General features: G+C 68.0%; 19 protein-coding genes. 8 read left to right on the plus strand and 11 right to left on the minus strand.

The features are described 5' to 3' along the window. Positions 1–12: 12 nt before the first annotated feature. A complete protein-coding gene (locus EV137_RS27390; RefSeq protein ID WP_202871169.1) occupies positions 13–360 on the minus strand; it encodes a VOC family protein in 348 nt (115 codons plus the stop codon). A gap of 2 nt (positions 361–362) precedes the next feature. Next, positions 363–1,148, minus strand: coding sequence for a methyltransferase domain-containing protein (locus EV137_RS27395; protein ID WP_134131322.1), 786 nt, complete (start codon positions 1,146–1,148; stop codon positions 363–365). A 97-nt stretch (positions 1,149–1,245) separates the two neighbouring features. Here EV137_RS27395 and EV137_RS27400 point away from each other — a divergent pair, with 97 nt between their 5' ends. Next, positions 1,246–1,743 (plus strand): MarR family winged helix-turn-helix transcriptional regulator, encoded by a 498-nt coding sequence (locus EV137_RS27400; protein WP_134006396.1) that lies wholly within the window; start codon positions 1,246–1,248, stop codon positions 1,741–1,743. A gap of 394 nt (positions 1,744–2,137) precedes the next feature. Here the strand turns inward: EV137_RS27400 and EV137_RS27405 are convergent, their stop codons facing one another. Further along, positions 2,138–3,958 carry an ABC-F family ATP-binding cassette domain-containing protein gene (locus EV137_RS27405; protein WP_134131323.1) on the minus strand — a complete coding sequence of 607 codons (1,821 nt, stop codon included), beginning with the start codon at positions 3,956–3,958 and terminating at the stop codon, positions 2,138–2,140. A gap of 60 nt (positions 3,959–4,018) precedes the next feature. On the opposite strand from EV137_RS27405, the gene EV137_RS27410 reads away from it, so the two are divergent. Beyond that, positions 4,019–4,867, plus strand: a complete 849-nt coding sequence (locus EV137_RS27410; protein WP_166680031.1) for a fructosamine kinase family protein — start codon at positions 4,019–4,021, stop codon at positions 4,865–4,867. Here EV137_RS27410 and EV137_RS27415 read toward each other — a convergent pair. From EV137_RS27415 to EV137_RS27445, 7 genes are all read right to left on the minus strand, one after another. Continuing rightward, positions 4,851–6,740 carry an elongation factor G gene (locus EV137_RS27415; RefSeq protein WP_202871170.1) on the minus strand — a complete coding sequence of 630 codons (1,890 nt, stop codon included), beginning with the start codon at positions 6,738–6,740 and terminating at the stop codon, positions 4,851–4,853. The genes EV137_RS27410 and EV137_RS27415 overlap by 17 nt on opposite strands. 160 nt (positions 6,741–6,900) lie before the next feature. Continuing rightward, positions 6,901–7,833 carry a 4-(cytidine 5'-diphospho)-2-C-methyl-D-erythritol kinase gene (locus tag EV137_RS27420; RefSeq protein WP_238175586.1) on the minus strand — a complete coding sequence of 311 codons (933 nt, stop codon included), beginning with the start codon at positions 7,831–7,833 and terminating at the stop codon, positions 6,901–6,903. 183 nt (positions 7,834–8,016) lie between these two features. After that, complete coding sequence (rsmA, locus tag EV137_RS27425; RefSeq protein WP_134131326.1) at positions 8,017–8,895, minus strand: 16S rRNA (adenine(1518)-N(6)/adenine(1519)-N(6))-dimethyltransferase RsmA; 879 nt, start codon at positions 8,893–8,895, stop codon at positions 8,017–8,019. Between the two features lie 15 nt (positions 8,896–8,910). Beyond that, positions 8,911–10,044, minus strand: a complete 1,134-nt coding sequence (locus EV137_RS41550) for a resuscitation-promoting factor (protein WP_134131327.1) — start codon at positions 10,042–10,044, stop codon at positions 8,911–8,913. A gap of 215 nt (positions 10,045–10,259) precedes the next feature. Beyond that, on the minus strand, positions 10,260–10,874 hold the full coding sequence (locus EV137_RS27435; protein WP_134131328.1) for a nitroreductase family protein: 615 nt from the start codon (positions 10,872–10,874) through the stop codon (positions 10,260–10,262). 9 nt (positions 10,875–10,883) lie between these two features. Continuing rightward, complete coding sequence (locus tag EV137_RS27440; RefSeq protein WP_134131329.1) at positions 10,884–11,795, minus strand: TatD family hydrolase; 912 nt, start codon at positions 11,793–11,795, stop codon at positions 10,884–10,886. A 170-nt stretch (positions 11,796–11,965) separates the two neighbouring features. Then, a complete protein-coding gene (locus EV137_RS27445; RefSeq protein ID WP_134131330.1) occupies positions 11,966–12,388 on the minus strand; it encodes an SRPBCC family protein in 423 nt (140 codons plus the stop codon). 165 nt (positions 12,389–12,553) lie between these two features. On the opposite strand from EV137_RS27445, the gene EV137_RS27450 reads away from it, so the two are divergent. After that, positions 12,554–14,701 (plus strand): discoidin domain-containing protein, encoded by a 2,148-nt coding sequence (locus tag EV137_RS27450; protein WP_134131331.1) that lies wholly within the window; start codon positions 12,554–12,556, stop codon positions 14,699–14,701. On the opposite strand, the gene EV137_RS27455 is transcribed toward EV137_RS27450, so the two are convergent. Further along, entirely contained in the window at positions 14,673–15,590 is a 918-nt protein-coding gene (locus tag EV137_RS27455; RefSeq protein WP_134006378.1) for a helix-turn-helix domain-containing protein, read from the minus strand. The two genes, EV137_RS27450 and EV137_RS27455, sit on opposite strands and share 29 nt — an antisense overlap. 76 nt (positions 15,591–15,666) lie before the next feature. Between EV137_RS27455 and EV137_RS27460 the strand changes: the two genes are divergently transcribed. The 5 genes from EV137_RS27460 to EV137_RS27480 are packed head-to-tail and all read left to right on the plus strand — an operon-like array spanning position 15,667 to position 20,889. Beyond that, positions 15,667–16,983, plus strand: coding sequence for a glycoside hydrolase family 36 protein (locus EV137_RS27460; RefSeq protein WP_202871171.1), 1,317 nt, complete (start codon positions 15,667–15,669; stop codon positions 16,981–16,983). Further along, complete coding sequence (locus tag EV137_RS27465; protein WP_238175587.1) at positions 16,976–17,890, plus strand: carbohydrate ABC transporter permease; 915 nt, start codon at positions 16,976–16,978, stop codon at positions 17,888–17,890. The genes EV137_RS27460 and EV137_RS27465 overlap by 8 nt, the downstream gene beginning before the upstream one ends. After that, positions 17,887–18,696, plus strand: a complete 810-nt coding sequence (locus EV137_RS27470; protein WP_134006376.1) for a carbohydrate ABC transporter permease — start codon at positions 17,887–17,889, stop codon at positions 18,694–18,696. The genes EV137_RS27465 and EV137_RS27470 overlap by 4 nt, the downstream gene beginning before the upstream one ends. 13 nt (positions 18,697–18,709) lie before the next feature. Next, positions 18,710–19,981, plus strand: a complete 1,272-nt coding sequence (locus EV137_RS27475; protein WP_134131333.1) for an ABC transporter substrate-binding protein — start codon at positions 18,710–18,712, stop codon at positions 19,979–19,981. Further along, complete coding sequence (locus tag EV137_RS27480) at positions 19,978–20,889, plus strand: phytanoyl-CoA dioxygenase family protein (protein ID WP_134131334.1); 912 nt, start codon at positions 19,978–19,980, stop codon at positions 20,887–20,889. Before EV137_RS27475 ends, EV137_RS27480 begins: the two co-directional genes overlap by 4 nt. Positions 20,890–20,931: the final 42 nt, after the last annotated feature.

Raw genomic sequence — 20,931 nt, forward strand, 5'->3', positions numbered from 1 at the left:
CGGGCCGCTTCCTTACACGATCTCCACCCGGTTCCCGTGGCCGTCGGCGGTGTGGAAGCGGCGGCGGCCCGGGATTGTGTCGTTGTCCCAGGTCACCGGGAAACCCAGATCTGCCAGCCGGGAAGCCAACGCGTCCATGTTGTCGACGGCCAGCGCGGGATGCGCCTTCTTCGCGGGCGTGAAGTTCTGCTCCACGCCGACGTGGATCTCCGCAGCACCGGCCTTGAACCAGCACCCGCCGCGCGGCTTGAGCAGCTCCGGCTTCTCCACCTCGGTCATCCCGAGCGCATCGCGATAGAACGCCCGCGCCACGTCCTCACCACCGGGCGGACAAGACACCTGCACGTGATCGAGCCGCATGGTCATCCCTTCTTGTGCGCAACCGCGAAGATCCGCCGGAACGGAAGCAGCGTCCCGTACTCCCGCTGCGGATACGCCTCCGCCAGCCGAGCGCCGTACTCCGCCTCGAACTTCGGACGTACGTCGTCCGGCAGCGACTGCAGCACCGGCCGCGCGCCGGTCCCCTTCACCCACTCCAGTACGGCGTTGTCGCCCGACAGCAGGTGGAAGTACGTCGTCTCCCACGCGTCCACCACGCAACCTTCCGCGCTGAGCGCGTCGACGTACTCGGCCGGACCAGGTACGTCGGGACGCAACGACGTGTCCCTCGCGTACTCCGCGTACGGCTCGCGGCCGGCCAGCTCTCGCAGGATCGCGTGCGACGGAGCATCACCGTTGCCCGGGATCTGGATCGCCAACCACCCGCCCGGCCGCAGCGCCCGGACGAACCCGGGCAGCAGGTCGAGCTGCTCCGGGACCCACTGCAGCGTCGCGTTCGTGACGATCACATCCAGCGAACCGGGCTCGACGCTCCACTCGCGGACGTCACCGAGCTCGAAGCTCAGGTGGTCGTCGGCGTACTGCGCGGCCGCCTCGAGCATCTGCGGCGAGCTGTCGATCCCGCGGATCACGGCCTCCGGCCAGACCTGACGCAGCGTCGCGGTCAACGTGCCCGGTCCGCAGCCGAGGTCGACCACGGTCCGTACGTCGGTCGCCCGGACCCGCTCGACCAGGTCCCGGAACGGCCGGGCACGCTCGTCGGCGTACGTGCCGTACTGCTCTGGACTCCACACCGGTGACGTGCGCATCGGGCTGCCCCTCTCAGATGATTTATCTTGACGTCGAGATACTCTAGCCCTCCGACTTGTCTTGATGTCAAGAGTCTTGATGGGTACTCTCGAACGCATGGAGGACGAGGTCGATCGGCTGATCGAGGCCTGGCGCCGCGAGCGCCCCGATCTCGACGTGGCACCGATGGAGGTGCTGTCCCGGGTCAGCCGGCTGGCGCGGCATCTCGATCGCGCCCGCAGCCAGGCCTTCGGCACCCACGGCCTGGAGTCCTGGGAGTTCGACGTCCTCGCGGCCCTGCGTCGAGCGGGTACGCCGTACCAACTGTCCCCCGGCAAGCTGCTCAAGGAAACCCTGGTCACGTCCGGCACGATGACGAACCGGGTCGACCGGCTGGCCGCACGCGGCCTGGTCGAGCGGCTGCCGGATCCGCATGACCGCCGCGGCGTGCTGGTCCAGCTGACGCCCGCCGGCCGGGACAAGGTCGACGCCGCGATGGCCGACCTGCTCACCCACGAGCGCGCGCTGCTCGGCGGCCTCAGCGACGGCGACCAGCAGAAGATCGCCCGGGCGTTGCGCGAGCTGGTCCGCCCGTTCGACCTGGAAAAGCACTGACCGAAACAATCGTTTGCGTCGCCTGCAAAGCCGCTTGTTCGTACGGACAAAGCACGGCCGAAATACCCCGGAATTATCCGAAAAGACGACCCGTCACTTCGGCCCGGGTCCGATCGTTGCTAGTTGCAACGAGATCGAGAGATTGCTGTAGCCGACCACTATCGACACCGGCTGGGCCCACTACTAGGGTCGTCACCGTCGGTGGTTGATCGACTACAAAATGTCAGAACACGGTGACTTCGGCGGCAAGAGGTGGTCCGCCGAAAGTGGCCGCGCGGTGTCCGGGGCTCGGGGCTCGAACAACGCCGGCCGGCACGGGGCCCGCTCACCCACGAGCTCGGCGCCCCCTCCGAATGACAGGGGATCGGAGGGGCGCCGCAGCTCGAAACCCCTGCTACTCCGCGCGTTCCGCCGCTTCGAACCACGCCGTTTCCAGCTCGCCGCGCTCGTCGGCCAGCATGCGGAGCTCGGCGTCCAGCTCGGAGAGCCGCTCGTAGTCGCTCGCACTCGCAGCCAGCTGGTCGTGCAGTTTCGTCTCGGCCTCGGTGATCTTCGCGAGCTGCCGCTCGATCCGGTTCAGTTCTTTCTTCGCCGCCCGGGCCGCTGCCGCATCAGCCGTCGGGCGTTCAACTACCTGGCCGTTTTCCGCCGTTGACAAATCGGTGGACACTTCTGTGGCCGGCGTCAACGCATTCGACGCCGGCCGCCGCGGAATTCCGGCCGCGAGTTCGTCGAGATACTGATCGACACCGCGCGGCAGATGCCGGACCCGGGCGTCACCCATGATCGCGTAAACCATGTCGCTGACCCGCTCCAGGAAGTACCGGTCGTGGGTGACGGTGACGACGACGCCGGGCCAGCTGTCCAGGAAATCCTCGAGCACGGTCAGCGTCTCGACGTCCAGGTCGTTGGTCGGCTCGTCGAGGATCAGCACGTTCGGCTCGTCGAGCAGGATGCGCAGCACCTGCAGCCGGCGCCGCTCACCACCGGACAGGTCCGAGATCCGCGTCGTCAGCTTGTCGCCGGTGAACCCGAAGCGCTCGAGCAGTTGCGACGACGTCAGCTCACCGCCCCGGCCCGCGAGCGCCGCCGTACGACGGATCGCGGTGATGTGGTCGAGGACGGTGACCGTGCCGTCGATCTCCTCGAGGGTCTGCGACAGGTTGGCGATCCGGACAGTCTTGCCCCGCTTGACCAGGCCGCGGTCCGGCGCGAGCTGCCCGGTCAGGACCTTCAGGAACGTGGTCTTGCCGGCGCCGTTCGGGCCGAGCAGCCCGATCCGGTCGGCCGGACCGAGCCGGAACGTGACGTGGTCGAGCATCTTCCGGTCGCCGAAGCTCAGACTGACGTCCTCGACGTCGAACACGTCCTTGCCGAGCCGCGCGGTCGCCAGCTGCGACAGTGCGAGCTTGTCCCGCGGCGGCGGCACGTCCTCGATCAGCGCGTTGGCCGCCTCGATCCGGAACTTCGGCTTGGTGCTGCGGGCGGGCGCGCCGCGACGCAGCCAGGCGAGCTCCTTCTGCAGGAGGTTCTGCCGCTTGGCCTCGGTGACCTGCGCGGTGCGGGCCCGCTCGGCCTTGGCGAGGACGTACGCCGCGTACCCACCGTCGTACGACGTGACGCGGCCGCCCTGCACCTCCCACGTGTCGGTGCAGACCTCGTCGAGGAACCAGCGGTCGTGGGTCACCACGATCAGCGCGCCCGCCCGGTCGACGACGTGCTCGGCGAGCCAGCTGACGGCTTCGATATCGAGATGGTTGGTGGGCTCGTCGAGAATCAGCAGGTCGACCTCGGTGAGCAGGAGTCTGGCCAGGGAGGCCCGGCGGCGCTCACCACCGCTCAGGCTGCCGACCTGCGCCTGGTGGTCGACTTCGCCGAGCAGGTGCTCCATGACGGAGCGCGCCCGCGGGTCGGCCGCCCAGGTGTAGGTCTCGACATCGCCTAACACCGCGTGCAGGACGGTCTGGTCCGGGTCGAGGTCGTCGCTCTGACCGAGGTACCCGAGCCGTAGCTCGCGGTTGTGGGTGATCCGGCCGCTGTCGGGCTCCTCACGCCGGGCCAGGACCTGCAGGAGCGTCGACTTGCCGTCGCCGTTGCGCCCGACCACGCCGATGCGCTCACCACGGCCTACGCCGAGACTGACCGAGTCGAGCAGTGTGCGGGTCCCGAAGCCCTTCGAAACAGCTTCCAGATTGACCAAGTTAGGTGCCGCCATAACGCGCCCAAGGGTAGCTGACGCGGACACCGTTCCCCGGATCGTGCCAGGATCGTCCAGGTGTTGACTACCGCCTGGCTCGAAGGACTGTCCCTCGGCGACGCGATCGCCGCCGATCCGCTGGAAGGCGGCTACGCCAGCAAGACGTTCCGCGTGCGGACGACGCTCGGCGAATCGGTGGTCGTGAAGACGCAGGACGGCCTGCCGGCGGACCTGTACGCGCTGGAGGCCGACGGTCTCGACGCGCTGCGTGCACCCGGCGGATTCGCCGTACCAGAGGTCCTTCGGGTGACGCCGGCGTTCATCGTGCTGTCTGACCTCGGTACGTCGGAACCGTCGCCGACGTACTGGGAAGACGCCGGGCGGGCGCTGGCGCTGCAGCATCAGCAGACCGCGGACAAGTTCGGGTACCACCAGGACAACTACCTCGGCACTCTCCCGCAGCGGAACCCGTGGACAAGCGACGGGTACGCGTTCTTCGCCGAGCACCGCCTGCTCCGCTACCTGGAGGAGCCGAACTGCCACAACCAGCTCCCGGAAGCCGATCGCCGCCGCCTCGAACGCGTCGCCAACCGCCTCCCCGAGCTGATCCCGCCACAGCCGCCGTCCCTCCTCCACGGCGACCTGTGGCACGGCAACCTCCTCCCGGCGCCCGACGGCGGCCCGGCCATGATCGACCCTGCCGTCCACTACGGCTGGCCCGAGGCCGACCTGGCCACCCTCCTCATCTACGGCCATCTCTCCGAGACGTTCTTCGACGCCTACGAGGAGGTCCACCCGCTGGCCGCTGGTTGGCGTGACCGCCTCCCGCTCCTCCACCTCCGAGAACTCATCTGCATCACCGCCCACTGGCCGGACCGCCCCGAAGCCGTCGCCGAAATCTCCACCATCCTCAAACAGCTCGACTGAGGTTCAGGACGTACTGCTTCTCGTTGAGGGGGTTGCCGTCCGTGCGGGCGCGGCTGGGGGCCGGACCTGGGACAGGGCTGTAGCTGTCGAAGCTGGTGGCGAGGAGGGCCTCGCCTCGGCCGAGGGTCGGGAGCATGGACTCGAAGGGGTGTGTGGTGGCGGCCGGGATAGTGCCTTCGATGTGGGCCTGTGTCTCTGTGAGGCTGGTCTGCGTGACGACGCCGCGGTGTTCGGCCACGTGCGCGAGGACCCGCGAGACGGTGTCGGACGGAACATCGAGCTCGAAGTGGTTGACCGGCTCCAGGACCGTCGTGCCGGCCTCGGCGATCGCCTGCAGGAGGACGAGTGGCACCAGGCGGCGGAAGTCGGCCGCCACGGTGACCGGGCTCCAGTACGCCGTGTGCGTGAGATCCACCCGGATGTCCGGGATCTCCCACCCGAACAGCCCCTGGTGCAGGGTCTGCCGGACCGTCTCCTCGATCGCCGTGTGGAACGCGCGCGGCAACGCGCCGAGCTCCACCTCCAGGTTGTACTCGATGCCCTCGGCGACCGGTGAGACCCGGAAACCGACACCCGCCGCCCACGGACCCTCCGTGATCTCGCGGGTCGCCGTACCGGTGCCGATCAACCGCTCGACATGGATCGGGGTCGTCTCGCTGAAGGTGACGTCGACGCCGTACTCGGACTCGAGCAGTGACGCGATCACCTCCTTCTGCACCTCGCCGTACAGGCTCACGGTGATCTCGTCGGCCTTCCGGACCCGGATCAGCGGATCCTGCTCGGCGAGCTGCGTCAACGCCTGGAACAACTTCACGCGGTCCCGCGCACTCACCACGGTCTCCAGCGTCGGCGGCGCGAACAGCCGCCCCACGTCCGCCGTCCGTACGCCGAGCTGATCGCCGATCCGGATGCTCTTCAGTCCCCGCAACGCCACGATCTGACCGGCCTCGGCCCGATCCACCGGGTGCCGGCCGCCGTCGCCGAACACATCGATCCCGCTCGGCCGGACCTGGTACGCCGGACCGTCCACGGGATGCACCGCGACCGAGGTCCGCGCGGCCAGCGTCCCGCTGACGATCCGCGCGGACGCGATCTTCTGCCCGGCCGCACCCCGCTCGACCTTGAACACCCGCGCCCGCAGCTCGTCCTCCGGCGCCGCGATTGCTCGCGGCAACCACGTACGAATTCCCTCGATCACCTCGGCGATCCCGACTCCGGTCATCGCAGATCCGAAGTACACCGGATACATCTCGGCCTTCGCGACCTGACGCCGCAGCTCTGCCGCATTGTCGGCCGCCGCGCCTTCGAGGTACAGCTCGAGGAACGAATCATTGCGCTCGGCAAGCATCTCGCTCACTTCGGCGCGCTGCACCGGCAGGGGTACGACGGACGCCGTACGCAGGCCGAGCTCCGCCACCGACTCCATCGGTACGGCGGCCGGCGTCAGCAAGCGCCGGATGTCGGCGAGCAACTCGTCGTACCGCGCACCCACCCGGTCGATCTTGTTCACGAACAGCAGCGTCGGGATCCGCAGCCGGTCCAGCGTGCGCATCAGCAACCGCGTCTGCGGCTGCACGCCCTCGACCGCGGAGATCACCAGCACCGCGCCGTCCAGCACGGACAGCGCGCGCTCGACCTCGGCGATGAAGTCGGAGTGCCCGGGAGTGTCGATCAGGTTCACCGGCAGGTCGCCGAGCGCGAACGACACCACCGCCGAGCGGATCGTGATGCCGCGTTTCCGCTCGAGGTCCATCGAGTCGGTATGCGTGTTCCCGTCGTCGACCCGGCCGACCCGGTCGATGACGCCGGCGGCGTACAGCAGCCGCTCGGTCAGGCTGGTCTTACCGGCGTCGACATGCGCCACAATACCCATCGTCAGAGAGTTCAAGAGTCCTCGCGAATGCGTCGAAACGATCAGTACCCATGGGGTGGATCGATCCGCGGCGCATCCCGGTCTCCTGTCGGTGTCTGTCTCTGTGTCGATGGATTCTCTCGGACGGTAACACCACCAGAGCCCGAGGACGAGCGATTTTCTAGCGGCTGATGGTGGCGGGCAGGATCCGGGCGCCCGGGACCGGGCCCTCGGCCTGGCGGACCATGCGGCAGCGGCCGGATTCGGCGAGCTCCACGGCCAGGTCGACAGCGCTGCGGCTGTCGGCGGCGAGAAAGAGGCACGTGGGGCCGGAACCGGAGATCTGCGCGGCCAGAGCACCCTGGTCGAGGCCGAACTGGAGCGTCTCCCCCAGCTCGGGACGCAGCGACAACGCCGCGGCCTGCAGGTCGTTGCTGAGCGCAACGGCGAGTGCGCTTGGCTGCCCGGACAGCAGGGCGGACATCAGCTCCGGACGGACCTGCGGCGCCTCGACGCGACGCAGCGGACGCATCCGGTCCAGCTCGCGGTAGACGTCCGGCGTCGACAACCCGCCGTCAGCGATCGCGAACACCCAGTGGAACGTCCCGCGGGACATCACCTCGGTGACCTGCTCGCCACGGCCCTGACCGAGCGCCGTGTGGCCGACCAGGCAGAACGGTACGTCGCTGCCGAGCTCCGCAGCGTGGTGCTGCAGCTCGGTCTGGGTCAGCTGCAGGCCCCACAGCCGGTTGCACGCCACCAGGGTCGCTGCCGCGTCAGTCGATCCGCCGGCCATCCCGCCGGCCACCGGGATCGTCTTGCGGATCGTCAGGTCGACGCCCTCGTCGACGTCGTACTCCGCCTGCAGCAACTGCGCCGCCCGCACCGCGAGGTTGGTCTCGTCGGTCGGCACGTCGTCCGCGAAGTCGCCGGAGATCTCGACCGAGACCTCGCCGTCGCCGTCCCGCAGTACCGCGGTCACGTCGTCGTACAGGGCAACGGCCTGATACACCGTGGCGACCGGGTGGAACCCGTCCGGGCGCGGCGGACCGACCGACAGACCGAGATTGATCTTGGCCGGCGCCCGCACCGTGACCTCAGCAGAAGGTGGCACGTCGGACAGGCTAGGGCATGCCGAGGTTTTCCGCGCCGTCGCGAGCAGGTGCTCGGCGGAGTGCCTCGGGGTGCTGGGGTGGAGGTCGCGATGCGGAGCATCGTGGCCTTCGCCACAGTGCCGCGAGGTGCCCGCCGAGTGCCGCGCAGTAGGCGCGGAAGACCTCGGCATGCCCTGGGGGCATTACACCGTCCGACCTGCACCGGCGAGGGCGGCGAACTCTGTGATCCCGAGCATCTCCCCGCGTACTCGCGGGTCGATTCCTGCGGCGCTGAGCACCTCGTCGAGCCGTGCGCGGTCCGGCATCCAGCGGGCCAGCGCGGAGCGGATCGTCTTACGGCGCTGCGAGAACGCGGCCTCGATCACGGCGAACACCTCCTCGCGGCTTGCCTCCGTCACGGGCGGTTCGCGGCGCTCGAACGCGACGAGCCCGGAGTCCACGTTCGGCGCCGGCCAGAAGACGTTCCGTCCGATCGGCCCAGCGCGCCGTACGTCGGCGTACCAGGCGGCCTTCGCGGACGGTATGCCGTACGTCCGCGAACCCGGTCCGGCCGCCAGGCGGTCCGCGACTTCGGACTGCACCATCACCAGGCCGTGCCGCAGCGAGTCCGAGACCCGGAGCAGGTGCAGCAGGACGGGGACGGCGACGTTGTACGGCAGGTTCGCCACGCAGGCGGTCGGCTCGCCGATCTCCGCGGGCGTCACGTCCATCGCGTCGGCCTCGACCACGGTCAGCCTGTCGGCCTGGTGCGGCGCGTACGACGCGACGGTCGACGGCAGCGCCTGCGCGAGCAGCGGGTCGATCTCGACCGCGGTGACCCGGTGCCCTTCCGCGAGCAGTGCGAGCGTCAGCGACCCGAGCCCCGGGCCGACCTCGAGAACCGTCTCGCCCTCCGTCAGGTCGGCGGCCCGCACGATCCGGCGCACCGTGTTCGGGTCGATGACGAAGTTCTGGCCGCGCTGCTTGGTCGGACGCACCCCGAGGGACGCGGCCAGCGAACGCACATCAGCCGGACCGAGCAGTCTCGGTCCGGCTGATGTGGATGAATCAGACGAGGTCACCTCGTCAGTCTTGCACTAGGCGCGCTTGCCGCAGACAGGCCATGCGCCGTAGCCGCCGCGGTCGGCCTTGACCTTCTCCGCGATCGCGATCTGCTGCGCCTTCGATGCACCGTTCGCGTTGTAGGCGTACGCCGTACCGCCGTAGGCAGCCCAGGTGCCGTGGTCGAACTGCAGACCGCCGTAGTACCCGTTGCCGCTGTCGATGGACCAGTTGCCGCCCGACTCGCACTCGGCGATCCGGTCCCACGCACCGACGTTGCTGCTCGCCGGCGTGTCGGTCTCGGTGGTCGTGGTGGTCGTGGTCGGCTCCGCCGGCTTCGGCTTGGTGCCGACCAGGACCTGCTCGTCGACCGCCTTGGCCACCAGCTTCGACCCGACCACCTTGGTGGTCGACAGCTTGCCGTCCAGGTAGGTGTACAGGTACGTGACGGTCTTGGAGCCGTCGGTGCCCTTGGTCGTGGTCTTCTTGGTGCCGACTTCCAGCGTCGCCGACTTGGTCTCGTCGGTGCCGTGCGCGACCGTCTCGGTCTTGGTGACGGTCTTCTGCAGGACCTGCACGAAACCGATCTTGTTCACGCCGAGCTTCAGCGGGGTCGCGGCGGCCGGGGTGATCTGGTCGTCGGAGTCCCAGCGCAGCTTCGCCTCGGTGAGGGCCTGACCGACGGTGCCGGCCAGCGACTTGATCGTCACGGTCTTGCCGAGGTGCACGATCTGCACGGTCTTCGGCGTCGTGATGGTCAACTCCAGGCCCTGGCGGCCGAGCGGCGCGCTACGGCTCGTGGAGAGCTGCGCCCCGTCGTACCGCAGACCCAGGTCGGCGAGCGCCTCGTTCACGCTGTCGGCGGTGGTCCAGTAGGCCTTCTTGGTGCCGTCGGCGTTCACCGTCAGCTGCCGGCCGTACTGCACGGCGATCTCCTGGCCGTCCTTCAGCTTCGAGTCCATGCCGGGCGCGACCACGTCGTGCTCACCGACCTGAACTTTCTCGGCCTTCAGGGCGTCTGCCACGGTGGAGCCGAAGGTGTGCACCTTCCGCACCTGGCCGTCGACGGAGACACTGACCGTCTTGCTCTTCGCGGCATATGCCACGGAGCCACCCGCGACGGCGAACGCAGCCGTCGCACCGACGGCCACGATGATGGACTTACGCACTAAAGCTCCCAGGTAGGGCTACCCGGGCACGGGGTGGGACAGCACAGGCACCGATCGCGACGCCGGACTGGCTGCCCGGAGCTTCTGATCCCGCCGAGGGGTTGTGCTGCCCGGAATCTTCCCCGATCCCGGCCAACATCACGGGACCATAACGAAGAAGTCGCGGAAGCGCCAATCCCCTGGTCGGCGAGTCGGAAAAAGGTGTAACGGCGTACTCACACCGTGTGATGGCCCCACTGCCCCCGATGCACCACTTCGGCGGTCGTCCGGCGCCCCCGTTTCAGCGACGGCGAGCGCTTGTCCGGGGCCCGGTGACCGACCGACAACACCCCCACCAGATCGAACCCCTCGGGTACGCCGAACTCCTTGAGCAACCGGCCCACCTTGTCCGCGGGAGGCCCGAAAAAGCAGGCTCCCAGGCCTTCGTCGACGACCGTCTGCAACATCAGCAGGACCGCCATCCCGGTGTCGACGTACCAGTACGGCGCGGTCCAGCGACCCTCGTCCCGATCGGTCCAGCCCTTGTCCGGTTCGGTGTACCGATCGAGGTACGCGTCCTTGTGCGCGAAGGCCAGAATCAGCAACGGCGCCCGGCGCAGCCCTGTGATCCATTCAACATACTTGGGATCCGGATCCTCGGCCGAAATCCGCCAGTACCGCTCCCGCTCGTCCCCCTCCAACGTCAGGAACGCCCACCCCTGACTGAACCCACCCGAAGGCGCCCGCAACCCGTTCCCCAGAATCCGCTCCCGGACGTCGTCCGGCACCACCCGATCCGGGTCGTAGTTCCGCACCATCCGCCGCCGCCGAACCACCTCACTGAACTCCATAGGGCTTGTCTACCAGGCCCCTCCGAAGGCGCGATTCGCGTTGTCGTTCAGGGATGCGCAGAGTTCTGGGACGGAGATGTTGAGGACGTCGGCCATTTTGCGGACCGTGTGCGGGATGAGGTAGGACGCGTTCGGTTTGCCGCGGTACGGCGATGGCGTCAGGTACGGGGCGTCGGTTTCGACGAGGATGCGGTCGAGGGGGGTCACGGCCAGGGCGTCGCGGAGGGACTGGGCGTTCTTGAACGTTACGACGCCGGCGAAGCTCAGGTAGGCGCCGCGGTTCACGCATTCGCGGGCGAACTCGGTGTCGCCGGAGAAGCAGTGCATCACGACCCGGTCCGGCACGCCTTCGCGGTCGAGGATGCGCAGGATGTCGTCGTGCGCGTCCCGGTCGTGGATCATCAGCGTCTTGCCCAGGCGCTTCGCCAGCTCGATGTGCGCGGCGAACGACTCGTGCTGCGCGGCCCGGCCGTCTTCACCGGTGCGGAAGTAGTCGAGCCCGGTCTCACCGATCACCCGGACCTTGTCCGAGCTCGCCGCGAGCTGCTCGATCTCGGCCAGCGCGCTCTCCAGCTCACCGGCCGCTTTCAGCTTCGGCGCCTCGTTCGGGTGCAGGGCGACGCCGGCGACCAGGTTCGGGTACTGCGTGGCAGCCTCGACAGCCCACACCGCGCCCGGCAGATCGCAACCCACCTGGACGATCCGGGTCACGCCGACCGACTTGGCCAGCCGGATCGCCTCCGCCGGACTCAGCCAGTCCCCGTCCTCGCCGTCGGCGATATCAAGATGGCAGTGCGCGTCGACCACACTCATCGGCAACGGATCAGGCACCGCCGGCCGGCTCCGGTCCCGCGACCGCCCGTCCTCCCCCACCGCAGCCCGCTCCCGAGTCGGCCGACCCACCTCCACACCATCAGACATGTCCCCCAGATTACTGAGTCACCGACCGCCTCACCGGCGCGAGGGGCGGGGCCGGCGGTGGGGAGTGGGGACAGGCGCTGGTGACTGGGGACAGGCAACAGCAGGTGCCGACCCACCATTACCTGTCGCACGTCCCCGGATCGCGCTCCCCGATCTACCGGAACAACCCGCTATTCGGAGGATTCGGCGGACTGTTTGACCTTGGCCAGGAGTTGTTCCCACATCCCCTGGGAGTGCTTGGCCTCGTCCTCGCTGCCGTTGTTGTCTTGTTCTAGTTTCAGGTGGGTGTTGGCGGTCAGCGTGTAGGTGAGGGTGTGGTAGTTCTCCGGTACGTCGGGTTGGCCCGTGAGGGGGCTGAAGTGGGTGAACTTCAGTAACCGGCCGGGTTCTACGGCGAGGATTTCGCCTTTGTCCTGGTAGGACTTGCCTTCCCATTCGCCGGTCCAGGTGATGGGACTGCCTACCTTCCAGTCGGTGTCTACCTTCGCCCCGAACCACAGCTGTTTCAGCTGCTCCGGACTCGTCAGTACGTTCCACACTCGTGCGGTCGGCGCGTCGATGTCGATCTCGGCTACTGCCACGATCCCAGTCATTGTGAAACTCCCTTCTGCCCCGACAGTACGGTTCCCCTCCGCCATGCGCTTGTAGAAAAGCGTCAGCCGGATCGTGCAGGAAGTCAGCATTCGAGGCCATGTCCTCCGGCGTACGGCGGCCAGTACGTTGCAGCGAGGTCCCGCCCGACCGAACAGGAGCAGCCGATGCCCGTAAGAACCAGGATCAGCTCAGTTCTCGCCCTCCTCGGCCTGGTGGTGGGAACCACCGCGCTGCCGGCCGAGGCCGCCGCACCGATCCCCGTGCAGATCCTCAGCCTGACCGACCTGCACGGCTACCTGTCCGAGACCGAGAACCTGACCATCGCCGGCCCGTCCGGCACCCAGCAGGTCGGCGGCGCCGGGTACCTCAAGGCCCACCTCGACCGGCTCCGGAAGCCGAACAGCTTCCTGATCGGCTCGGGTGACCAGTTCAGCGGCTGGCCCGACTACACGCAGGCGTTCGCGAACGAGCCGACCATCGAGGTGCTCAACGCGTTCGGGATGGACTTCGATGTCGCGGGCAACCACGAGTTCGACCGCGAGTTCCCGTTCCTGCGCCGGATGACCACCGGCGCCTGCTACGGCAAGCCCGGTTTCGACAGCTGCTTCAAGGACTCGACCGGCCGGAACTTCCACGGCACCGACTACGCGTACCACGCGGCGAACATCGTCGACCCGCGGACGAAGCGCCCCGTGCTCCCGCCGTACTGGATCGGGCAGGCCGGCTCGCAGCGGATCGGGTTCATCGGGCTCGGCTTCCCGGGGACGCCGACCGAGACGCTGTCGATCGAGGGGTCGGGGTTCGAGTTCCAGGGCCTCGTCGACGCGGCGAACCGGGCCGCGGCCGAACTGAAGGCCCAAGGCGTGAACGCGATCGTGGTCAGCATGCACGAGGGCGGTCAGCAGGGCGGCCTGTACGACGAGTGCAAGAACCCGACCGGTCCGATCTTCGACGCCGCCCGGGCGATGTCCCCCGATATCGACGTGATCCTCGGCGGCCACTGGCACACCGCGTTCAACTGCATGATCCCGGACCCGAACGGCGTACCGCGGCCGGTCCTGGAAGCGAGCAATCACGGGCGCGTGCTCGGCGAGGTGAACCTGGAACTCGATCCGGCGACCGGTGACGTGATCCGCTCGAAGACCACTGCCACCAACCACGCGGTCACCAAGGACGTCACGCCGGACCCGGGAGTCCAGAAGATCGTGAAGTACTGGATGGACAAGTGGACCGCCCGGCAGCAGGAGCCGCTCACCAAGCTCGATGGTGACCTCGATTTCGCGCGGACCGCCGAGAGCCGCACCGGCAACCTGGTCGCGGACCTCTACAAGGCCGAAGCCGACGGCGACTTCGCGCTGGTACCGGCCGATCTCGGCGTCGACGTGATCGCCGCGGGGCTGGAGGCCGGCACGGTGACGTACGGCGAGGCGTGGCCGGTTGCCGGGATCTCGCCGATCACCACGCTGGCGATGAAGGGCTCGACAGTCGAGGCCGTCCTGGAGCAGCAGTGGATCCCGCCGGCGTACGGCTGCAGCAGACTGTCCGCACTCGCGACCTCGGCCAACTTCCGCTACACCTACGATCTCGGCCGACCGGTCGGCGACCGTGTCGATCCGGCCAAGGTCCTGATCAACGGCGAGCCTCTTCAACTCGACAGGACCTACCGGGTTACGACCAGCGCGGCGATGCCCTTGCACGGAACGCAGTACGGCTATCCGGGCTTCCAGCAGTACACGAACCTCGAAAGGGCGCCGCGGATGGGTCAGGAGGTCTTCCTCAACTACCTGCGGACCCATCCGTTGCTCAAGGCACCAGATCTGGGACGGGTGACCGCGATCCCGGGTACGCCGCCACCGGCCGACGGACCGTTCGGCCCGCTGACCCTGCTTCCGCAGAACGAGATGACGGCGACCGCCACGAGCCAGGGATCGTCCGCGTACAGCGCATCCGCCGCGATCGACGGCAGCTGCACCACCATGTGGCACTCGAACTGGAGCCCACATGCCCCGCTCCCGCAGTACATCACTCTCGATCTCAAGACGCCACGTGCGATCGAAGCGCTCGTCTACACACCGCGCCAGGACGCCGACGTACCGAACGGCCGCATCTCGTCGTACGACGTCCAGACGAGCACCGACGGCACTACGTTCACGTCGGTGACGAAGGGAACCTGGGACGGCACGGTCGACGCGAAGATCGCTCGCTTCCCCGCGGGTACGACGGCACGCTACGTGCGGCTCGTAGGACTGGCCGGCGGGGCGGACTACGCGGCGGCGACCGAGCTCAATATAGCTCTAGCTCCGGCTTCCTGACCGCGGCGCGATGGGCCGTCGGGGACATGCCGTACCGACGGCCGAACTGGCGGCTCAGGTAGTGCGGGGAGTCGAAGCCGACCGCGGCCGCGATCTGTGCGACGGACATGTCGGTGGCGCCGAGCAGTTCGGCCGCGCGCTGCAACCGGAGCGCGAGGACGACGTTCATGATCGAGTCACCGACCTGCTCCTTGAACAGGTGGGCGAGGCGGGACACCGAAACCTGCGCGAGCCCGGCCAGTGACGTCAGGGTGTGCGGCCGGGCCGGGTCGGCGGTGATTGCCTCGAGCACCAGGTGTACGCGGGCGTCCAGGTGCTGCGTCTCCCGGCGCAGGCTCGCGACCGCGGTCAGCAGCACCTCTTCGATGCCGTTCATGGTCAGCTCGGTGGCAACACTCTTCTCGAGCAGGTGCAGCTCGGTGTCGCCGGTCGGGGACAGCCCGGCGCGTTGCGCGTCGCGATGCAGCCGATCGAACGCGGACACCACGCGGTCCGTCTCCGAGGACCTGGTCAACCGCACGTAGGACAGCCCGGGCATTGCCTGTGGCAACGACAACCAGGAGTGCCACTCGCGGCGCGGTTGGAAGTGCGCCCACCACGACTCCCAGTACGTCCCGACGGTCCCGTAGTCGTGCGGTGTCCCAGGACTCACCAGTACGACGTCCCCGTGGCGCAGCATCAGCTTGTTCTGGCCGATCATGTACCGTCCCGTGCCGGAGGCGGTGTAGAGCAGGTACCAACTGCCCACACCGTCCGGCCGTACGACGCGATAGTCGCCGCCGCTGTGGAAGTGGCCGGTCACCAACTTGCTCGGCGGCGGGATCTCGCTGTACAGCTCGATGAGCACCTGGGTAGCAAGATCGTGCTCGAAGTCAGCAGGCTCCGTCATGGTGGATCTCCTCGTAGGCACCCCAAGATTAGCGGAACGTCAGCAAGATCCTGCACCCCAGGGAAACGAGGGATCCGTGCCTTTCAGCCCCGTCGCCGAGCTCGAGTACGACGCCTCCACGCTGGTCTTCGAGCACGGATGGCAGTCGTGGAGCCCGAGTGGCTGGTACCGGCTCGACGCGCGTCCACCGCGTCCGACGGCGCCGAATCATCACGTGATGGCGTACCGTCCGGGCGTCGACGCCGGCCGCTTCCAGGGTGAGGGCCTGCTCGCGGTCGCGACGGCCGGCGAGGTCACGGTCATCGCGGCGACGAGTCCCGACCAGGTCCCGTCGATCCGCGCGGACCTCCACGGCGACCGGCTGGTGATCTCGGCCGATGGCGCCGTACAGCAAACAACCTCGACGCAGGCCAACGCCAATCAAGCACTCGCCGACTGGGCCGACGCCTTCGCGGCCGGTGCCCCGCCGGTCCGCGTGTTCGGACCGTCCTGGTGCAGCTGGTACGCGTACTGGGGCAAGGTCACCGAGCGCGACGTGATGACCGACGTACGCCAGTTCGACCAGCATGACCTGAGCGTCGATCTGGTCCTTCTCGACGAGGGGTACCAGGCCGCGATCGGCGACTGGCTGACACCGCGGGACGACTTCGGGTCGACTGTCACGCTCGCCGCCGACATCCGCTCGAGCGGTCGTCGCGCAGGCATCTGGGTCGCACCGTTCCTGGTCGCGAGCGGCAGCGAGACCGCGCGTCACCACCCGGAGTGGCTGGTCCCCGGGATCAGCGCCGGCACCAACTGGGGCCAGGAGCAACTGGTTCTCGACGTGACGCACCCGGGCGCCGCACACCACATCCAGGACGTCTTCACCGAGCTGTGCCGCCAGGGGTACGACCACTTCAAACTCGACTTCGTGTACGCCGGGGCGATCGACGGGCCGCGCCACGAGCAGGTCGACGGCGTCACGGCGTACCGGCACGGAATGCGCCTGCTGCGCGAGGCCGTCGGACCCAACCGGATCCTGCACGGTTGCGGCGCTCCGATCCTCCCGAGCCTCGGACTCGTCGACTGCATGCGGATCTCGCCCGACACCGATCCGTTGGTCGACCCACCGTCGGGCGACATCAGCCAGCCCGGCCAGCGTGGCGCGCGGTCCACCTCGGTGGCGCGCGAGTTCCTGCACGGCCGGTGGTGGGCGAACGACTCCGACTGCCTGATCGTGCGGCCCGACGTGCAGGAGCGCGAGCTCTGGGCGCAGCACATCGCGACGGGTCCAGGTTTGCGGATGTCGAGCGACCCGATCGGCGCGCTCGACCGGTGGGGGCTCGATCGCACCCGCGAGCTGCTCGTCCCGAGCTCGCCGCGCCCGCACCCGCTGAAGGATCCCGATGCTTAGGCGAGCGCCCCGGCGTACTCGCCGGATCGGAGGCGGACGGCAGGCGGCCGTCGCGTACGCGCTGCTGGCGCCGAGCCTGGTCGGCGTCCTCGGCTTCCTGCTCGCGCCGGTCGTGATCGTACTGGTGCTCAGCCTGTTCGACTGGAAGTTGCTCTCGACTCCCGAGTTCGTCGGGCTGGCCAACTACCAACGGTTGTTCACCGACTCCGACGTCTGGCACTCGCTGCTGGTCACCGTGTACTACGTGGTGATCTGTGTGCCCGGTACGACGATCCTCTCGCTGCTCCTGGCGCTCCTGGTCGACCGGAAACTGCGCGGAATGAAGTATTTCCGGGCGTTGCTCGTGATTCCGTGGATGGCGACGCCGGTGGCGCTCGGCCTGGTCTGGAGCTGGATCTTCGACCCGGGCCGGGGTGCGCTGAACCAGTTCCTGGGTGTGTTCGGGATCGACGGCCCGGCGTGGCTGTCGTCACCGGTGCTGGCGATGCCGAGCGTCGCGGCGGTCCACATCTGGCAGTTCGCCGGGTACAACATGCTGTTCTTCCTGGCCGGTCTCCAGAACATCCCGCGGTCGTTGCGCGAGGCCTCGTCGCTGGACGGCGCGTCCCCGGTCGCGCACTTCTTCACGATCACGCTGCCGCTGCTGCGGCCGACGATGCTGTTCGTGCTGATCACCAATGTGATCGGCTCCTTCCAGGCGTTCGACACGATCTTCGTGATGACCGAGGGCGGGCCCGGTGACAGCACCGAGGTGGCGACGTACCTGATCTACGACGAGGCGTTCCGCAAGTTCGACTTCGGCTACGCGTCCACGATCTCGGTGCTGCTGTTCGCGGTGGTGCTGATCGCGACGATCTCCCAGTTCGTCTACTTCGAACGCCGTACGACCTATGAGGTGTCCGGATGAGACTGCGCATCTTCACGTACGCCGTCCTGGTGGCCGGCTGCCTGTTCGCGATCTTCCCGTACTTCCTGACCGTGCTCACCGCGTTCAAGGGCCCCGGGCAACTGTCCGAGACGATGCCGTGGGAGCCAGGCCTGCCACCGAGTACGGCGGCGTTCGAGCGACTGTTCAACTCGGGCTTCGGCGGCTACCTGGTCAACACCGCGCTGGTCACGGCCGGGATCACCCTCGGCCAGGTCGTGTTCGCGATCTTGGCGGCGTACGCCTTCGCACGGCTCTCGTTCCCCGGCCGGGACGCGTTGTTCTGGGTGTACTTGTCGACACTGATGGTGCCGCCGGTGGTCACGATGATCCCGCTGTACCTCATGATGCAGAAGCTCGGCCTGGTCGACACCTGGGCCGGGCTGATGCTGCCGACGATGCTCGGTACGCCGTACGCGATCTTCCTGCTCCGCCAGTTCTTCCGCGGCATCCCCGCGGATCTCGAGGACGCGGCCCGGATCGACGGCGCCGGGCGGGTCCGGACGCTGCTGTCGATCGTGCTGCCGTTGTCGAAACCGATCCTGGTCACCGTCACCACCCTCGCCGTGGTGGCGAACTGGAACAGCTTCCTGTGGCCGCTGATCATCACCAGCAGCGAGGACAAGCGGCTGCTCTCGGTCGGGATCGCCTTGTTCAAGGGGGAAATCGGCGTCGACTACAACGCCGTGATGGCCGGCAGCCTGATCGCGCTGGCGCCGCTGCTCGTGCTGTTCATCGTCTTCCAGCGCTTCATCGTCCGCTCGGTCGCTGTTACCGGGCTCAAGTAGTACGGAGGCTCTCATGTCCTTGTCCAGGAGGACTTTTCTGATCGGCGCCGGCAGTGTGCTCGCGCTGGCCGGCTGCGGCTCGTCGGACAACAAGGCGAGCAGCGGCGGCAAGGTCGAACTCGTGTACCGCTTGTGGGACGAGCAGCAGGAGGTCGGCTACAAGGCGGTGTTCGCGGAGTTCACCAAGCAGAACCCGGACATCACCGTCCGGATGGAGGTCCTGCCGTGGGACCAGTACTGGACCAAGCTGACCACCGAACTCGCCAGCGGCAAGGCGCCGGACGTGTTCTGGCTGACCGTCGACTACTTCCCGGACTTCGCGAGCAAGGGCGTCCTCGCACCGCTCGACGACCTGATCTCGAAGGCCGGCCTGAAACTCGACTCGTACCACCCGAACGTGGTGCAGTCGTACAAGTTCGAGGACAAGCAGCTCGGGATGCCGAAGGACATGGGCATCGTCGGCCTGCTCTACAACAAGGACCTGGTCGCGAAGGCCGGGATCACGATGCCGGCCGAGCTCACCTGGGCGCCGGACGGCTCGGGCAGCTTCCTCGAGGTGGCGCGCAAGCTGACCGTCGGCAGCAAGCAGTGGGGTTTCTGCTCCTGGAACCACAGCCAGACCCAGTGGCTGAACTGGATCGCGTCGAACGGCGGCCACGCGATGGACAAGCCGTACGGCGCCTTCGACTTCGCGAGTCCGAAGTCGGTCGAGGCCCTGCAGTTCGCGCGCGATCTGGTGTTCAAGTGGAAGGTGTCTCCGGACGGCACCCGCACGAACCCGCCGACCGGGCAGGCGACCGAGATGTTCTACCGCGGCGAGGTCGCGATGTTCCCGGCGAACAACGCGCTGCTCCCGTTCGCGCTGCCCGAGGTGAAGTTCCCGATCGGGGTCGCCGCGATGCCGGCCGGCCCGGCCGGGCGGACGGTGGTGATCAACGGACTCTCCGAGGCGATGTTCGCGAAGACGAAGCACCCCGACGAGGCAGGCAAGCTCGTCGCCTTCCTCGGCTCGGAGAAGGCACAGAAGCTGATGGGCGACGCGGGCTACATCATCCCGGCGCTCAACAACGCGGGCGCCGGCTACCAGGCGTTCTGGAAGCAGAAGGGCATCGACGTCCAGCCGTTCCTCGACTCGGCCGCCGGCAGCACCGTCAACCTCCCGATCGCCGAAGGCTGGACCGCCAAGTCCCCCGAGATCAACAAGACCGTCAACGACCTGTACCTCGACAAGATCGCCGTCCCTGACATCGCAGCGGCCATGGACAAGATTGGCAATGACAAGTGAAAGAACTGACGGACTCGTACGACGACTTGAAGGACGCCGCCGTACTACGGTCTCGCCTCGCGAGCGATGGTTATCTGTTCTTCCGGGGGTTGCTGCCGCGTGAGGTGGTGGCGGACGTTCACGAGCAGTTGGCGCGAATCCTCTACGACAGCGATTGGCTGGCGCGCGATGCTGATCCGCGGGAGTTGGTCGCGTCGGGGCGGGCCGTGGAGGAAGGATCGGCGGGGTTCTTCGGGGCCTACACGGCGATCCAGAGCACCGAGGCGTTTCATCGGTTGGCCGTGCGCCCGGAGTTGCTGGAGCTCGCCGGCCGGTTGCTGGGTGAGGACGCGTTCGCGCATCCGGCGCACATCTGCCGGATCGCGCCGCCGTCGCCGGGAGCGAATCCGACCCCGATCCATCAGGACTACCGGTTCATCCAGGGGTCTGTCGACACGCTCACCACCTGGTTGCCGTTGAGTGCGGCGCCGCCGGAGATCGGTGGGTTGCGAGTGCTGGCCGGGTCGCCGCGGCTCGGCGTGCTGCCGGTGAAGGCGTCCGACGGGCCGGGAATGATGCGGGCCGAGGCCGACGAGAACCATCCGGAGTGGCGTACGACGTCGTACCAGCCTGGCGATGTGCTGCTGTTCGGGAGTCTGACCGTGCACGGCGCGATGCCGAACCGGACGAAGCAACTGCGATTGTCGGCCGACTTCCGGTACCAGGCGCTGAGCGCGCCGATGGCCCGCGACCTGCTCGGCACCGGGAAGCCGCATTACCACCCGGAAGTGCCGGACTTCGGAACCCTCACCCGCGGCTGGACCTCGACGGAGTGCGTCGAGGTCCCGGCCGGGGTGACCTTCGTGGACCGCTGGGATCCGCGCGTGGACGACGTACCGACCCCGCCGTCCCGCTTCGCGTACGCGTAAGCGCCGGACCTCCGCCACTCACCAACCGGCGGCGGCCGCGTG

This window comes from Kribbella pratensis (assembly GCF_004366075.1).
In the GTDB taxonomy this organism is placed as follows: domain Bacteria; phylum Actinomycetota; class Actinomycetes; order Propionibacteriales; family Kribbellaceae; genus Kribbella; species Kribbella pratensis.

Coding starts and splice junctions, on each gene's coding strand:
- EV137_RS27390 (WP_202871169.1), bottom strand. CDS start 360: ATGCGGCTCGATCACGTGCAGGTGTCTTGTCCGCCCGGTGGTGAGGAC.
- EV137_RS27395 (WP_134131322.1), bottom strand. CDS start 1,148: ATGCGCACGTCACCGGTGTGGAGTCCAGAGCAGTACGGCACGTACGCC.
- EV137_RS27400 (WP_134006396.1), top strand. CDS start 1,246: ATGGAGGACGAGGTCGATCGGCTGATCGAGGCCTGGCGCCGCGAGCGC.
- EV137_RS27405 (WP_134131323.1), bottom strand. CDS start 3,958: ATGGCGGCACCTAACTTGGTCAATCTGGAAGCTGTTTCGAAGGGCTTC.
- EV137_RS27415 (WP_202871170.1), bottom strand. CDS start 6,740: ATGGGTATTGTGGCGCATGTCGACGCCGGTAAGACCAGCCTGACCGAG.
- EV137_RS27435 (WP_134131328.1), bottom strand. CDS start 10,874: ATGGAGTTCAGTGAGGTGGTTCGGCGGCGGCGGATGGTGCGGAACTAC.
- EV137_RS27440 (WP_134131329.1), bottom strand. CDS start 11,795: ATGTCTGATGGTGTGGAGGTGGGTCGGCCGACTCGGGAGCGGGCTGCG.
- EV137_RS27445 (WP_134131330.1), bottom strand. CDS start 12,388: ATGACTGGGATCGTGGCAGTAGCCGAGATCGACATCGACGCGCCGACC.
- EV137_RS27450 (WP_134131331.1), top strand. CDS start 12,554: ATGCCCGTAAGAACCAGGATCAGCTCAGTTCTCGCCCTCCTCGGCCTG.
- EV137_RS27455 (WP_134006378.1), bottom strand. CDS start 15,590: ATGACGGAGCCTGCTGACTTCGAGCACGATCTTGCTACCCAGGTGCTC.
- EV137_RS27465 (WP_238175587.1), top strand. CDS start 16,976: ATGCTTAGGCGAGCGCCCCGGCGTACTCGCCGGATCGGAGGCGGACGG.
- EV137_RS27470 (WP_134006376.1), top strand. CDS start 17,887: ATGAGACTGCGCATCTTCACGTACGCCGTCCTGGTGGCCGGCTGCCTG.
- EV137_RS27475 (WP_134131333.1), top strand. CDS start 18,710: ATGTCCTTGTCCAGGAGGACTTTTCTGATCGGCGCCGGCAGTGTGCTC.